This is a genomic window from Actinoplanes sp. NPDC026670 (assembly GCF_040638175.1).
In the GTDB taxonomy this organism is placed as follows: Bacteria; Actinomycetota; Actinomycetes; order Mycobacteriales; family Micromonosporaceae; genus Actinoplanes.
In genome coordinates this window covers 1-13,670 of sequence record NZ_JBEZXU010000072.1, presented here as the reverse complement: position 1 = coordinate 13,670, position 13,670 = coordinate 1, and the positions used below count along the sequence as shown (strand labels likewise).

14 protein-coding genes are annotated in these 13,670 nt (G+C 69.9%); 7 read left to right on the top strand and 7 right to left on the bottom strand.

The features are described from left to right. Positions 1-173 precede the first annotated feature (173 nt). Genes AB0E94_RS43345 through AB0E94_RS43335 form a run of 3 tightly spaced genes read left to right on the top strand, consistent with a single transcriptional unit; the run spans position 174 to position 3,081 of the window. Complete coding sequence (locus tag AB0E94_RS43345; RefSeq protein WP_360339203.1) at positions 174-1,577, top strand: Nramp family divalent metal transporter; 1,404 nt, start codon at positions 174-176, stop codon at positions 1,575-1,577. Next, the gene (locus AB0E94_RS43340) at positions 1,577-2,125 is read left to right on the top strand and encodes a hypothetical protein (RefSeq protein WP_360339200.1); all 549 of its coding nucleotides are present in this window, start codon (positions 1,577-1,579) and stop codon (positions 2,123-2,125) included. Before AB0E94_RS43345 ends, AB0E94_RS43340 begins: the two co-directional genes overlap by 1 nt. Continuing rightward, complete coding sequence (locus tag AB0E94_RS43335) at positions 2,125-3,081, top strand: TerC family protein (protein ID WP_360339197.1); 957 nt, start codon at positions 2,125-2,127, stop codon at positions 3,079-3,081. Before AB0E94_RS43340 ends, AB0E94_RS43335 begins: the two co-directional genes overlap by 1 nt. A 3-nt stretch (positions 3,082-3,084) precedes the next feature. Here the strand turns inward: AB0E94_RS43335 and AB0E94_RS43330 are convergent, their stop codons facing one another. Beyond that, on the bottom strand, positions 3,085-3,294 hold the full coding sequence (locus AB0E94_RS43330) for a hypothetical protein (protein WP_317793330.1): 210 nt from the start codon (positions 3,292-3,294) through the stop codon (positions 3,085-3,087). Between the two features lie 217 nt (positions 3,295-3,511). Between AB0E94_RS43330 and oxc the strand changes: the two genes are divergently transcribed. Next, the gene (gene oxc / locus AB0E94_RS43325) at positions 3,512-5,248 is read left to right on the top strand and encodes an oxalyl-CoA decarboxylase (RefSeq protein ID WP_360339193.1); all 1,737 of its coding nucleotides are present in this window, start codon (positions 3,512-3,514) and stop codon (positions 5,246-5,248) included. Between the two features lie 77 nt (positions 5,249-5,325). Next, the gene (locus AB0E94_RS43320; protein WP_360339190.1) at positions 5,326-6,687 is read left to right on the top strand and encodes an NAD-dependent succinate-semialdehyde dehydrogenase; all 1,362 of its coding nucleotides are present in this window, start codon (positions 5,326-5,328) and stop codon (positions 6,685-6,687) included. 1 nt (position 6,688) lies between these two features. Here AB0E94_RS43320 and AB0E94_RS43315 read toward each other — a convergent pair whose 3' ends face one another. The 4 genes from AB0E94_RS43315 to AB0E94_RS43300 all read right to left on the bottom strand — a co-directional run bounded on the left by AB0E94_RS43315 (position 6,689) and on the right by AB0E94_RS43300 (position 10,886). Beyond that, positions 6,689-7,429: a GntR family transcriptional regulator gene (locus AB0E94_RS43315; protein WP_360339187.1), complete on the bottom strand. Its 741-nt coding sequence runs from the start codon at positions 7,427-7,429 to the stop codon at positions 6,689-6,691. 141 nt (positions 7,430-7,570) lie between these two features. Next, on the bottom strand, positions 7,571-9,256 hold the full coding sequence (gcl, locus tag AB0E94_RS43310; protein ID WP_360339184.1) for a glyoxylate carboligase: 1,686 nt from the start codon (positions 9,254-9,256) through the stop codon (positions 7,571-7,573). Positions 9,257-9,280: 24 nt separating this feature from the next. After that, entirely contained in the window at positions 9,281-10,285 is a 1,005-nt protein-coding gene (locus AB0E94_RS43305; protein WP_360339181.1) for a 2-dehydropantoate 2-reductase, read from the bottom strand. Between the two features lie 109 nt (positions 10,286-10,394). Beyond that, on the bottom strand, positions 10,395-10,886 hold the full coding sequence (locus tag AB0E94_RS43300) for a CAP domain-containing protein (protein ID WP_360339178.1): 492 nt from the start codon (positions 10,884-10,886) through the stop codon (positions 10,395-10,397). Between the two features lie 205 nt (positions 10,887-11,091). Here AB0E94_RS43300 and AB0E94_RS43295 point away from each other — a divergent pair, with 205 nt between their 5' ends. Together AB0E94_RS43295 and AB0E94_RS43290 are read left to right on the top strand one after the other, a co-directional pair. Beyond that, the gene (locus AB0E94_RS43295) at positions 11,092-11,751 is read left to right on the top strand and encodes a hypothetical protein (protein WP_360339175.1); all 660 of its coding nucleotides are present in this window, start codon (positions 11,092-11,094) and stop codon (positions 11,749-11,751) included. A gap of 786 nt (positions 11,752-12,537) precedes the next feature. Beyond that, on the top strand, positions 12,538-12,978 hold the full coding sequence (locus tag AB0E94_RS43290) for an SRPBCC family protein (protein WP_360339172.1): 441 nt from the start codon (positions 12,538-12,540) through the stop codon (positions 12,976-12,978). Here the strand turns inward: AB0E94_RS43290 and AB0E94_RS43285 are convergent. Beyond that, positions 12,969-13,445, bottom strand: coding sequence for a hypothetical protein (locus AB0E94_RS43285; protein ID WP_360339169.1), 477 nt, complete (start codon positions 13,443-13,445; stop codon positions 12,969-12,971). The genes AB0E94_RS43290 and AB0E94_RS43285 overlap by 10 nt on opposite strands. 11 nt (positions 13,446-13,456) lie before the next feature. After that, a partial coding sequence (locus tag AB0E94_RS43280; RefSeq protein WP_360339166.1) for a hypothetical protein occupies positions 13,457-13,670 on the bottom strand: 214 nt, incomplete at its 5' end.

Sequence of the window (13,670 nt, the reverse complement as noted above, 5' to 3'; positions counted from 1 at the left end):
GAGGGGCCACTAGCGACACAGCGACCGCTCCGCGGCCAATCCCCAGGAGGTCCACCATGGAGGCTTCCAGTTCTCCCTCGCCCAGCGAACCGAGTAGCACGTCACCACCGACCGCAACAGCCACTGCCACCGCTCCCGACGAGCGAGTATGGCGGGCCGGACGGCTCGAACCGATGCCGATCCGGGAGCTGCCGAAGGCGCCGCCCTCGATCCACCTGCTCGGCCCGACCGTGTTCCTCGTCGCTCTCGGCGTGGGCATGGGCGAGTCGTACATGTGGCCCCGTCTGGTCCTGATCTTCGGCCCGGAGATCAGGTGGCTGTTCCTGATCGGCGTCACCCTCCAGGCCTTCGTCATGCTGGAGATGGCCCGGTACGCGATGGCGACCGGAGAGAGCATCTTCTTCGGCGCCGCGCGGGTCTTCAAACCGCTCATGTGGTTCTTCTTCGTCACGGCGATCCTGGTCTACATCTGGCCAGGGCATCTGTCCACCGGCGCCGCCGCCTTCGAGCAGGTCACCGGCATCCCCTGGACCGTCACGGCGTGCGTCGGGCTGATCCTGGTCGGTGTGCTGTTCAGCCTGGCCAAGGTGATCTACCCGCTGCTGGAGAGCCTGCTCGGCCTGCTGATCGGGCTGCTCGTGGTCAGCACGTCGATCGTCGCGTCACTGGTCGGCCGGTGGGCCGACGTCACCTCGACGCTCGGTGGCATGTTCCACTTCGGCTACCTGCCCGACGAGGCGATGTCGGCGACCTGGTTCCCGGTCATCGTCGGCGCGATCGCCTTCGCCGGACCGTCCGGCATGCAGCAGATGTGGTACACGCTGCACCTGCGTGACTCCGGCGCCGGCATGGGCGCGCACATCCCGCAGATCCGCGGGCTGCGGCATGCCGGCGAGCAGGAGGAGATGCCGTCGCGGGGCTTCATGTTCGACACCGCGAACCCGGAGGAGATGAAGAAGTGGAAAGGCTGGCGGCGCTGGGTGACCTTCGACGCCCTGCTGCTCTTCTGGGGCGTCACCATGCTGGTCACGGTGTCGTTCACGGTGCTCGCCCAGACCGCCGTACGGGTCAACCCGAACGTCGGTGAGCTGATCCGCGACGGCGACCGTGAGGTGGCGCTGACCGCCATGGCCGACGCCTTCGCCTCGGCCGGCGCGCCCGTGCTGCACGGCGTGTTCCTCGGGTTCATCGCGCTGATCGGGCTGAACGCCACCCTCGGCCTGTTCGACTCGTTCTCCCGCGGCCAGGCCGACATGACCTACCACTTCGTCCGGGGCGCCAAGCGGTTCAGCATGTCCAAGCTGTACGCCGGCTTCCTCTGGGGCGTCATCACGTTCGGCATCCTGATCCTGAACTTCGGCCCCGCCGACGGTCCGGGCGCGATCCTCGACGTGCTGGCCTTCCTGTCCACCTTCGCGATGGGCGCTTACTGCGTCGTACTGCTGCTGGTCAACAACCGGATGCTGCCGAAACCGATCCGTCCCGGCATCCTGCAGAACGTCGTGATCGGGTTCGGCGCGGTGTTCTACCTGGGCATGCTGATCTACAGCCTGGTGCGGTTCGGCGTGGTCATCTGATGACCGGGGCGAACCTGCGTCACCTCGGCCAGCTCGCACTGCCGGGCGCCGGCATCGGCGCGCTGGCCGGGTTCGCCGCCCTCGGACTGGCCTTGATCTCGGGCCAGCCCGTCGGCTGGGCCCTGGCCACCGGTGTGGCGCTCGGACTGCCGCTGGCGCTGCTCGGCGGCGGGTTCGGGGTGCTGCTGGCGGCCGGGGTCATCACACCCGGTGTTTTCGCCCCGACCGCGCTGTATTGGCTCCTCGGGTTCCCGCTGGCCCGGCTGGCGCACGAGGTGCTGGTCGGCCTGCTCCTGACCGGCCGTCCGGTGCTGCCGCCGGACGTGCTCGGCTTCCTCGCCTACCAGGCGATCGTGAGCCTCGGCTTCGCGATCGGTTTCAGCTGGCTGCACGAGCGGGTGGCGCCGGGCTGGCTGCGCCGGATCCGGCACGGCAACCCGCGAGCCGAGCGCCTCTACCAGTTCTACCTGCGGCACGCCGAGGCCCAGTGGAAGGCGCGAGAGACCCGCCGCCGGGCCCGGGCCGCCGCCCGATCAAAGGGAGCCTGATGAATCTGCCGTTCTGGGTGTGGGCCGTGACGATCATCGGTTTCGTCGCGATGATCGCCTTCGACTTCTACCTGGTCGCCCGGAACCCCCGGGAGCCGTCCTTCCGGGAGTGCGTCGCCTGGGTGAGTTTCTACGTGCTGGCGGCGGTCGCCTTCGGGTTCCTGCTGATGGGGACCTACGGGCCCGGGTACGGCGGGCAGTTCTTCGCCGGCTGGCTCACCGAGTACTCGCTCAGCGTCGACAACCTGTTCGTCTTCATCATCATCATGAGCCGGTTCGCGGTGCCGGTGAAGTACCGGCAGAAGGTGCTGCTCATCGGCATCGTGCTGGCGCTGCTGATGCGGGGACTGTTCATCGCCGCCGGCGCCTCGGCGGTGGCCCGCTTCGACTGGCTGTTCTACCTGTTCGGGGCGTTCCTGATCTACACCGCGGTGAAGCTGGTCGGGCCGCAGCAGGAGGACGAGTTCTCGGAGAACTTCGCCCTCCGCACGGCGAAACGGTTCCTGCCGACCACCGAGTCCTACCGGGGCGCGTCGATGCTGGTCCGGGTGGACGGCCGGCGGATGGTGACGCCGATGCTGATCGTGATGGTCGCGATCGGCACCACCGACCTGCTCTTCGCGCTCGACTCGATCCCGGCGATCTTCGGGCTGACCCAGGAGCCGTACCTGGTGTTCACCGCGAACACCTTCGCGCTGATGGGTCTGCGGCAGCTCTACTTCCTGCTCGGCGGGCTGCTGGACCGGCTGGTCTACCTCAGCAAGGGCCTGGCGTTCATCCTGGCCTTCATCGGCGTCAAGCTGATGCTGGAGGCGGCGCACCACGACGGGGTGTCCTGGGCGCCGGCGGTGCCGATCACCGTCTCGCTCGGTGTCATCGTCGGCACGTTGATCATCACCACCGTCGCCAGCCTAATCAAGTCCCGCAGAAGTGAGCGGGAGGAGCAGCCGGCCTGATCGTCAGGCGTTGATCAGGCCTTCCTCCGGGGCGGAGCCGCTGAGGAAACGCGCGATCTCCTCGTCGCTCGGCCGGGCGGCCCGACGCTGGTTCTCCAGCGCGGCCGCCAGGCCGAGCCCGAGGGTGCGGCCGTCGGCGGGGGAGCCGGACGGCAGTGCCAGCCGGTCGGTGAGGCGGTTCAGGGTACGGGTGAACTTCCGCCACGTGGTCATGACTACATCACTCCTGCTTGTCGGTCTTGCCTGAGACGCAACTCCAGCATACAGGCTTCGGTATACAATAAACGATCTAGTGACCAAAGCCACCGCCCCACTGGACACCCTGCCGCACCATGGTCCACGATTAGTGTGTACCCCATACGGTATGCAATCACCGGTACCGAGGAGGGTGATACATGCCGCAGTCGCGCGACCATGGAGGGCTCGGATCATGACCATCGCATCACTCCGGGAAACAGATGCCGGCGACACCGTCGGCCCGCAGAAGCTCACCGACGGGATCCATCTGGTCGTCGACGCGCTCAAGCTCAACGAGGTCGAGGCCATCTACGGGGTGGTCGGCATCCCGATCACCGACCTGGCCCGCCTGGCCCAGGCGTCGGGCATCCGCTACGTCGGCTTCCGGCACGAGAGCGCCGCCGGGCACGCCGCCGCGGCGGCCGGATTCCTGACCCGCAAACCCGGCATCTGCCTGACCGTGTCCGCGCCGGGCTTCCTCAACGGGCTGGTCGCGCTGGCCAACGCCACCGTCAACTGCTTCCCGATGGTGCAGATCTCCGGCTCCAGCGAGCGGCACCTGGTCGACCTGCAGCGCGGTGACTACGAGGAGATGGACCAGCTGGCGGCGGCCCGGCAGTTCTGCAAGGCGGCCTACCGGGTACACCGGGCCGAGGACATCGGCCGTGGCGTGGCCCGCGCGATCCGCACCGCGGTGTCCGGCCGGCCCGGCGGGGTCTACCTGGACATCCCGGCCGCCGTCCTCGGCGAGGTCATCGACGCCGATCTGGGCGCGGCCTCGCTGTGGCGGGTGGTCGACCCGGCGCCGCGACAGGTGCCCGAGCCCGCCGCCCTGGACCGGGCCATCGAGCTGCTCGCCGGCGCCCGGCGGCCGCTCGTCGTGCTCGGCAAGGGCGCCGCGTACGCCCAGGCCGACGACCAGATCCGCCAGTTCGTCGAGCGCACCGGGATCCCGTACCTGCCGATGTCGATGGCCAAGGGCCTGCTGCCCGACGACCACCCGCAGTCGGTGGCCAGCACCAGGTCCCTGGCCCTGCGCCGGGCCGACGTCGTGATGCTGGTCGGCGCCCGGCTGAACTGGCTGCTCGGGCACGGCGACGCCCCACAGTGGAACCCGGACGTCAAATTCATCCAGGTCGACATCGCCAGCACCGAGCTGGACAGCAACCAGCCCATCGCCGCGCCGCTGGTCGGCGACGTCGGCTCGGTCCTCGAGGCCCTGATCGAGCGGACCGGGCCGGGCCGGATCACGGTGCCGGCCCCGTGGCGCGACGAGCTCGCCGCCCGGTCCGCCGACAACGTCGCCAAGATGGCCAAACGCCTGGCGGCGGCCGCGACCGCCCACCCGATGAAGTTCCTCGGCGCGCTCCAGGCCATCCGGGACGTGCTGCACGACAACCCGCGGGCGTACGTGGTCAACGAGGGCGCGAACGCACTGGACCTGGCCCGCAACACGATCGGGATGCGGGTGCCCCGGCACCGGCTGGACAGCGGCACGTGGGGCGTCATGGGCATCGGACTCGGGTTCGCCATCGCCGCCGCGGTGGAGAGCGGCGACCCGGTCGTGGCCATCGAGGGTGACAGCGCGTTCGGGTTCAGCGGCATGGAGCTGGAGACGATCTGCCGCTACGACCTGCCGATCGTCACGGTCGTGCTGAACAACAGCGGGGTGTACCGCGGCGACGCGGCCGCCTCCGAATCAGGCGACCCGGCCCCGACCGCACTCCAGGCCCGGCACGACCTGATGATCGCCGCGTTCGGCGGCAAGGGTTACCGGGCGACCACCCCCGAGGAGGTCACCGCCGCCCTCCGCGAGGCGCTGGCGCTCGGCAAGCCGGCGCTGATCGACTGCGTGATCGACCCCGCCGACGGCACCGAGAGCGGCAACATCGCGCACCTCAACCCGAAGGGCATCACGGTCCAGCGCTGAGCACGGCCGATCCGGCAGCGGCGAGCGATCGCCGCTGCCGGACGTATGTCCAGCCCTGGTAGAAGACGGAGGCTCACATGTACACAGTGACCGACCCCGCGACCGGCGAACTGATCGAGAAGATCGAGAACAGCACCGACGACGAGATCCGGGAGGCCATCGGGCGGGTCCATCACGGATACCAGTCGTGGCGGCGCCGGCCGGTCGCCGAGCGGGCCGCGATCGTGGCCCGCGCCGCCGGCCTGTTCGCCGCCCGCGCCGACGAGCTGGCCGCCACGATGACCCTGGAGATGGGCAAGCGGATCAACGAGGGCCGCGGCGAGATCGGCGTGGTCGTCGACATCTTCCGGTACTACGCCGACAACGCCGCCACCCTGCTGGCCGACGAGCCGCTGGAGATCAGGGGCGGCGCGGCCGTCATCACCAAGAACCCGATCGGGCCGCTGCTCGGCGTCATGCCGTGGAACTTCCCCTGCTACCAGGTGGCCCGGTTCGTGGCCCCGAACCTGGTGCTCGGCAATACCATCCTGCTCAAGCACGCGTCGGCCTGCCCGCGATCGGCCCTGGCCATCGAGCGGATCCTGCACGAGGCCGGGGTGCCCGCCGACGCGTACGTCAACGTCTTCGCCGCCAGCGCCCAGATCCCGATGATGCTCGCCGACCCGCGGATCCAGGGCGTGTCACTGACCGGCAGCGAACGCGCCGGCATCGCGGTGGCCGCCGAGGCCGGCCGGAACCTGAAGAAGGCGGTCCTCGAGCTCGGCGGCTCCGACCCGCTGATCGTGCTGGACACCGACGACATCGACGATCTGGTACGGGCCACCGCCACCACCCGGATGCGCAACTGCGGCCAGTCCTGCAACGCGCCGAAGCGGATGATCGTGCTGGCCGATCTCTACGACGAGTTCGTGGACCGGCTCACCGCGTACGTGGCCGAGACCTTCGTGCCCGGCGACCCGAACGACCCGGCCAGCAAGCTGCCACCGCTGGCGTCGATCGCGGCCGCCGACGAGGTGGCCGGCCAGGTCGAGGCCGCGATCAGGCAGGGCGCGAGGCTGCGCACCGGTGGACGCCGGATCGACCGGCCCGGCGCCTGGTTCGAGGCGACCGTGCTCACCGACGTCACCCCGGACATGGACCTCTACCACGAGGAGGTCTTCGGCCCGGTGGTGCTGGTCTTCCGGGCCGAGACCGAGCAGGAGGCCATCGCGATCGCGAACGACTCCCCGTTCGGCCTCGGGGCCAGCGTGTGGGGTACCGACCCGCAGCGGCTGCGCCGGGTGGCCGGGCAGATCGAGTCCGGCATGGTCTACCTGAACAGCGCCGGCGGATCGCAGGCCGACCTGCCCTTCGGCGGGATCAAACGCTCCGGGATGGGCCGGGAGCTGGGCCCGGCCGGCATCGAGGAGTTCATGAACAAGAAATCGATCAAACTGTAGGTCAGCCCAGGGGGTCCGGCTCGCCGGACTCCCTGCGCCGCTGGTGGTACGACTCCCGAGTGCGCTCGGTGTGCTTGCGCATCAGCTCGCCGGCCCGCCTGCTGTTGCCCTCGGCGATCGTCTCGATCAGGGCCGCGTGCTCGTCCCACGCCTCGCGGCCACGGGTCCGGGCGATCGGCGAGTAATACCACCGGGTCCGCCGGTCCACCATCGCGATCAGCTGGGCCAGCACCTTGTTGCCGGACATGTCGACCAGGTGCGCGTGCAGCGCCGCGTTGGCCTCGACCAGCGCCACCTGACTGTCCTCGCTGAGCGCCTGCTCACCGGCCCGCTGCAGCTCGCGGAGCCGCTCGACCTGCTCGGGCGTCGCGTTCTTGGCGGCCAGCCGCGCCGACTCCGCCTCCAGCAGGGTGCGGGTGCTGAGCAGCTGGTCGGCCTCCTCCTCGGTGGGCACGTGCACGAACGCGCCGAGCGCCGGCCGCAGGTCGACCCAGCCCTCGTTGTGCAGCCGCTGGAGGGCCTCGCGGACCGGCTGGCGGCTCACCCCGAGGTGGGCGGCCAGCTCGTTCTCGACCAGGTGCTCACCCGGCTGGAGCTCCCGATTGATGATCATCTCGGCCAGGGCGTCGTAGACCGCCTGGCGCAGGGGCGCGGGCCGCTCCAGGGGCTGTCGTGCCGCCCGGGCCCCGCCCAGTGAACGTCGCGCGCCGGCTGGCGAGGTCGCGCCTCTCCGATCGGTCATGGGAATACCTCCGGCTGCGATAAACGAAAGGCGGCGAGAAACGATCGAGCTGGGCTATAGCATACAGTCGCCGAGATGCAATGACGGATCGGCCGCAGGGGTCGACGGCCGGAACCGTCCACCCCTGCGGCCGTTGACGTGCTACTCGAACTCCTTCACCGCGGCGATGGACAGGCCGTGCGCGGTGTTCGCCTCGCGCTCGATCATCACCTCGACCAGCACCGGCCGGCTGGTACGGCGGGCCTCCTTGCTGGCCCAGGCCAGGGCGTCGGCGATCTCACCCGGCTCGTGCACACGGCGCCCGGCACACCCGTACGCCTCCATGATCTTGACGTTGTCGGTGCCCTGCTGGTCGTAGTGGATGTCCACCTCGTAGTTCATGTCGTAGCCGATCTCCGCCTGGCGGATCAGCCCGAGGTACTCGTTGTTCAGCATGATCAGCACGAACGGGATGTCGTACTGGGCGGCGACGGCCAGCTCCTCGACCAGGAACTGGAACGAGTAGTCACCGACCACGCCGACCACCTCGGCATCCGGCCGCGCCGACTTGACCCCGATCGCCGCCGGGATCTCCCAGCCCAGCGGCCCGGCCTGGCCGCAGACCTGGTAGTGCCGGGGCTTGAACACCCGCTGGAACTGCCCGGACCAGATCTGGTAGAGCCCGATCGCGGTGACGAAGTAGGTGTCCGGGCCGAAGAACTCGTTGATCTCCCGGAACACCCGGGGCGCCTTGATCGGGACCGTGTCGAAATCGTCCCGGCGGCCCAGCGTCTCGCGCAGCCCACGGACCGTCGACACCCAGGCGCCGCGGTCACGCCGGACACCGCGCCGCCGGGCCGCGTCGAGCAGCGCCGCCAGGAACGGCCCGGCCGCCGACACCACGCCGAGGTCCGGCCCGAACACCTTGCCGAGCTGCGTCGGCTCGATGTCGACGTGGATGAACCGCCGGTCGCCGCGATAGGTCTCCAGGTCACCGGTGTGCCGGTCGCCGAAGCGGGCGCCGACCGCGAGCACCAGGTCGGACTCCAGGAAGGACGCGTTGCCCCAGCGCTGGGTGGTCTGGATGCCGGTCATCCCGGCGAACAGGTCGTGGTCCTCGGGCAGCGCGCCCTTGCCCATCAGGGTCACCTGCACCGGGATGTCCAGGGCCTCGGCGACCTCCCGCAACAGCCCGGTCGCCTCGTCGATGATCACCCCGCCACCGGCCAGGATCAGCGGGCGTTCGGCGGCCAGCAGCATGTCGAGCGCCCGTTCCACCCGGGGCGGGTGCGGCTCGACCCGGGGCACCGGCAGCGGCGCGTCGATCGAGGCGTCCCACTCGATCTCCTGCCGTGCCACGTCGATCGGCAGGTCGATCAGCACCGGCCCGGGCCGGCCGGAACGGGCGATCCGGAACGCCTCCCGGAAGATCCACGGCGCCTGGGCGGCCTCCTTGACCTGCACCGCCCACTTCGTGACCGGCTTGGCGATCTCCACGATGTCCACCGCCTGGAACGCCTCCTGATGCAGCTTGCCGGTCGGCGCCTGACCAGTGATGCAGAGCATCGGGATGGAGTCGGCGTGCGCGGTGTACAGCCCGGTGATCATGTTGGTGCCGGCCGGCCCGGAGGTGCCGATGGCCACGCCGACCCGGCCGTTGGTGCGGGCCCAGCCGTCGGCCATGTGGGTGGCGCCCTCCTCGTGCCGGACGATCAGGTGTTTGATCTCGCTGCGCCGCAGCGCCGCGTAGAGCGGAAGGATGGCGGCGCCCGGGCAGCCGAACGCGATGTCCACGCCCTCCGACGCGAGCACCGCGACGACCGCGTCCATACAGGGGATCTTCGGCATGGGTTCAGACCTCCGAGAAACGGGTCACGCCGGAGCCGGCGTGGGGATGATCGGCGCCCGCTTGACCATGGTCCGGGCCAGCAGGTCGGTTGCCGCGTGGACGGTGCGCAGCGTCGGGGCCGGCGCTCCGGTGATGTCGGCCATCTCGACCACCGCGGCGACCACGGCGTCGAGTTCCAGTTGTTTGCCGGCTTCCAGGTCCTGGAGCATCGAGGTCTTGTGGTGCCCGACCCGCTGCGCGCCGTCGAGCCGCCTCGCGATGGAGATCTCCGGGGTGCTGCCGACCCGGGCGGCGATGTCGAGGATCTCCTCCATCATCAGCTCGACGACCCGGCGGGTCCCGGCACTCTCACAGATCTCGACCATGGTGGCCCGGGTGAGCGCGCTGATCGGGTTGAGCGAGGCGTTGCCCATCAGCTTGATCCAGATGTCGTCGCGCAGCCGGGGCTCGACCGGGCACTTCAGGCCGCCGGCGATCATCGCCTCGCTGAACCACCGGCACCGCTGCGACACCGTGCCGTCCGGCTCGCCGATGGAGAACCGGGTGCCCTCCAGATGCTGGATCACGCCCGGCGACTTGATCACCGTGGCCGGGTAGACCACGCAGCCGATCGCCCGTTCCGGCGCCATCACCGCGGAGGTCTCGCCGTCCGGGTCCACCGCCTCGATCCGCTGCCCCTCGTACGGCCCGGGCAACTTGTGGAAATACCACCACGGAATGCCGTTCTGCCCGGCGACCAGAGCCGTCTCCGGGCCGAGCAGGGGCGCCAGCAGGGGACCGGCCGAGGCGTACGAATGCGCCTTGAGGCCGAGGAAGACGTAGTCCACCGGGCCGACCGTCGTCGGATCGTCGGTGGCGTGCGGATGTGCGGAGAAGTCTCCGCGTGGGCTGAGCACCCTCACCCCGTGGGCCCGCAGCGCGGCCAGGTGCGCCCCGCGGGCGATCAGATGGACGTCGGCTCCGGACCGGCACAGCGCGGCGCCGACATAGGCGCCGATGGCACCGGCTCCGAGCACTGCAACTCGCATGGGCCACCCCCTGTTTGCACACGGATGTGTATGCGTTATGGGGAGTACAGTATGCAATCCGATAACGAAGAACAAGCGTGCCCCGGGCGGGGCACGCTTGTCGGCGGAATCAGTAACCGAAGTCCTGGGTGTAGTACGGGGTGCCGCTCGCCGAGTAGACGACACCCACGCCGACCGACTTCGACTTGCAGTTGAGGATGTTCGCGCGGTGGCCCGGGCTGTTCATCCAGCCGTCCACCACCGACGCGGCGGTCTGGTAACCCCACGCGATGTTCTCGGCGGACGGCTTGCCGTACCCGGTGGCCTTGGCCCGGGCGACGAACGACGAACCGCCGCTGCCGGTGTGCGAGAACGTGCCGGTCTTCGCCATGTACGCGCTGTGCCCGCGGGCCGCGGTGGTCAGCTGCGCGTTCACCTTCAGGGCACCGCAGCCACGCTTGGTGCGCTCGATGTTGGTGAGCCGGTTGACCTCGGTCTGCAGCGTCTGCTCCGAGGCTTTCGCCGGGGCTGCCTCGGCCGGGGTCGCGATCATCGTCAGGGCGCCGGCGACGGCGGGGGCGAGGAGAGCGGTCACGGCGAGGCTGCGGAGAAGCTGGCGCAAGAGCAAACCCTTTCGGCGGTACGGGGCCCGCGTTTCGGGCTCACCGATGACTTCGGCCCGGCTCCCGCCCCGGTGATCGCCAACACGGTGCGTGATGGTCTCCGTCCGGTTGCGGCGGATCATGGGACCGAATATCGATTGGGAACGTTCCCGGTGTACCGTGCCGTCGGACATCGAACATCATTTAAGACAATTTGGAGTTACCGTGAGTGCTGACGGTGCGCCCCGTTCGAAGTGGCCGCTCGCCGTGGCCGGGGGAGCTCTTGCGCTCGTCGTCGCCGTGCTGGCCGTCGTCTACCGGGCCGTGATCGGCGACACCGGCGCGCCGAAGTTCGCGCCGATCGAGGTGGCCGAAGGCTTCCCACCGGTGCTCCCACCGTCCTTCGACGGACCGTCAGCCGGCGCCACCACCGCCGCCCCGCGCCCGGCGAAACTCTCCCCGTCCTCGGTCCGCAAATCGTCGCGGCCCGCCACGGCGGCGCCCGGAAAGCCGATCGCCGACTACTCGGCGTGTTCCAACGGGCGAACCGTGATCTTCAAGGCCACGTTCGCCGAGGACTTCGGCTACCGCCACGTCTTCATCGACACCGACTCCGACCCGAAGACCGGATACGCGGTCCTGGAGGTCCCAGCCGGCCTCGGCGCCGACTACATGATCGAGAACGACGTGCTGTACCGCTCGACCGGCGCGGACTGGTCATGGGCCGAGGTCGAGGGGATCGAGCCGCTGACCGGAGTCACCGGCGGCAGCTACCGCTGGCAGCTGCAACCGGGCTACGGCGTAGGCGACGTGGTGTTCAACGGCTCCGACGGCGAGACAACCGAGGAACTGTTCACCCCGGTAATCCAAGTCCGAGGCTGCTAGGCATCGCCTGCCCGCGGCTCGTCGCCCGTCTCCCGTCGCCCACGGCTTGTCGCGCACGGCTTGTCGCGCACGGCTTGTCGCGCACGGCTTGTCGCGCACGGCTTGTCGCGCACGGCTTGTCGCGCACGGCTTGTCGCGCACGGTCCGTCTCCCGTCGCCTACTGCCTGTCGCCCACTGCCCGTCGCCTACTGCCTGTCGCCTACTGCCCGTCGCTCGTCGCTCGTCGCTCGTCTCCCGTCGTCCGTCTCCCGTCGTCCGTCTCCCGTCGTCCGTCTCCCGTCGTCCGTCTCCCGCTGCCCGCCGCCCGTCGCTCGTCTCCTGCCGCCTGCCGCCCGCGGATCTTGCACGAATTTTCATTCTCGCGACGATCTTGCAGCCCTTTCCGTGTCCCCACGGGAAGAAGGCTGCAAGGTCTCCTCGGCGCAGTGGATCTTGCACGACAAAGCACACCCGGACGTGAAAGGTCGTGCAAGATCGCCGCGAATGTGGAAAACCGTGCAAGATCTACGAGGTGGGCGGGGGTCGATCTTCGCTAATGCGACATTCCCGGCCTCGGCCGCGTGCGTTACCGGTGTGACAGTCCGAAAATGGGCGGGAAGCATCGCGCGGCAGAGGGGATTGACCGCGTACAGGGTGAAGCCTTGAAGCAGCTTCCCCGCCGGGCGGAACCGCGCAAGATCACCCGTCGATGCGGGCAGACCTTGACCGGGAAAGCTCGCCGGCTTCCGGCGGCCCGCGATCGGCCGGGCCTTCAGCGGTCGGCACGACCTGCTTCGATGGAGGGCATGACCACGCGCATCGTCACCGCCGCCCGGGACATCGAGGCCCCGGCCGGGCGGATCTTCGAACTGATCGCCGACCCGGCACGGCAGCCGGAATGGGACGGCAACGCCAACCTGGCCTCGGCCGATCCCGGCCAGCGGGTACAGGCCGCCGGCGACGTCTTCGTCATGACGATCACCACCGGAGACCGGCGGGAGAACCACGTCGTCGAGTTCGAGGAGGGCCGGCTCATCGCCTGGAAGCCGTCCGAGGTCGGCAAGGACACCCCGGGGCACTTGTGGCGGTGGGAGCTCGAACCACTCGGCCCCGCGCTGACCCGGGTCACCCACACCTACGACTGGACCGGCCTGACCGACGAACGCCGCGTCCCCCGGGCCGAGGCCAACACCAGTGACAAGCTGCTGGCCTCGATCGACCGGCTCGCCGGACTCGCTCAGACGTAGGTCAGCGGGCAGCCGTGCCGCAGCGAGTGCTCGGCGGCCTGCCGGAACAGCGCCACGTAGAAGAGCAGCGGGTCCTCTATCGCGCGGGTCAGCGCCAGCGGGCCGGTCGGCAGGTCACCGGGCAGGCCGGTCTCGGCCACGATCGGGTCCAGCGCCGCCCGCAGCCGTTGCGCGCTGATCACGTTCGTCACGTCGCTGTAGGACGACGCCACCGGCAACTCGACCAATCCGGCGAAGTCCACCGGCACGATCAGCGACGCGTCCAGGACGTCGCCGACGTCGTGCCGCTCGCACACCTCGGCGAAGGCATCCATCGGCGGGATCAGCTTCTCCTCGAAGTCCGCGGCACCGGCCGGCGGCCCCGGATAGGGCGGCCGGCCCCGGGCGCCGAGTGCCTCGTCGAGCAGCGGCCCGCACTCATCACCCGCCCAGTTGGCAGCGCTGACAGAGACCAGATAGATGCCCACGCCGCGAAACTCTAGAGACCTTCCGCAATCAGCTCTGTCCCATCCGCGGGTGCCCTCGCTGCCCGGCCCGTCGAGCGGCCCGGCTTGTCGGGCACGGCCCGGCCCGTCGAGCGGCCCGGCTTGTCGGGCACGGCCCGGCCCGTCGAGCGGCCCGGCTTGTCGGGCACGGCCCGGCCCGTCGAGCGGCCCCGCATGTCGGGCACGGCCCGGCCCGTCGAGCGGCCC

What these genes read in the sequence shown, in the direction of transcription:
- AB0E94_RS43340 (WP_360339200.1), top strand. Translation starts at nt 1,577, where the DNA reads ATGACCGGGGCGAACCTGCGTCACCTCGGCCAGCTCGCACTGCCGGGC.
- gcl (WP_360339184.1), bottom strand. Translation starts at nt 9,256, where the DNA reads ATGCCGAAGATCCCCTGTATGGACGCGGTCGTCGCGGTGCTCGCGTCG.
- AB0E94_RS43315 (WP_360339187.1), bottom strand. Translation starts at nt 7,429, where the DNA reads ATGACCGATCGGAGAGGCGCGACCTCGCCAGCCGGCGCGCGACGTTCA.
- AB0E94_RS43320 (WP_360339190.1), top strand. Translation starts at nt 5,326, where the DNA reads ATGTACACAGTGACCGACCCCGCGACCGGCGAACTGATCGAGAAGATC.
- AB0E94_RS43345 (WP_360339203.1), top strand. Translation starts at nt 174, where the DNA reads ATGCCGATCCGGGAGCTGCCGAAGGCGCCGCCCTCGATCCACCTGCTC.
- AB0E94_RS43335 (WP_360339197.1), top strand. Translation starts at nt 2,125, where the DNA reads ATGAATCTGCCGTTCTGGGTGTGGGCCGTGACGATCATCGGTTTCGTC.
- AB0E94_RS43290 (WP_360339172.1), top strand. Translation starts at nt 12,538, where the DNA reads ATGACCACGCGCATCGTCACCGCCGCCCGGGACATCGAGGCCCCGGCC.
- oxc (WP_360339193.1), top strand. Translation starts at nt 3,512, where the DNA reads ATGACCATCGCATCACTCCGGGAAACAGATGCCGGCGACACCGTCGGC.
- AB0E94_RS43305 (WP_360339181.1), bottom strand. Translation starts at nt 10,285, where the DNA reads ATGCGAGTTGCAGTGCTCGGAGCCGGTGCCATCGGCGCCTATGTCGGC.
- AB0E94_RS43330 (WP_317793330.1), bottom strand. Translation starts at nt 3,294, where the DNA reads ATGACCACGTGGCGGAAGTTCACCCGTACCCTGAACCGCCTCACCGAC.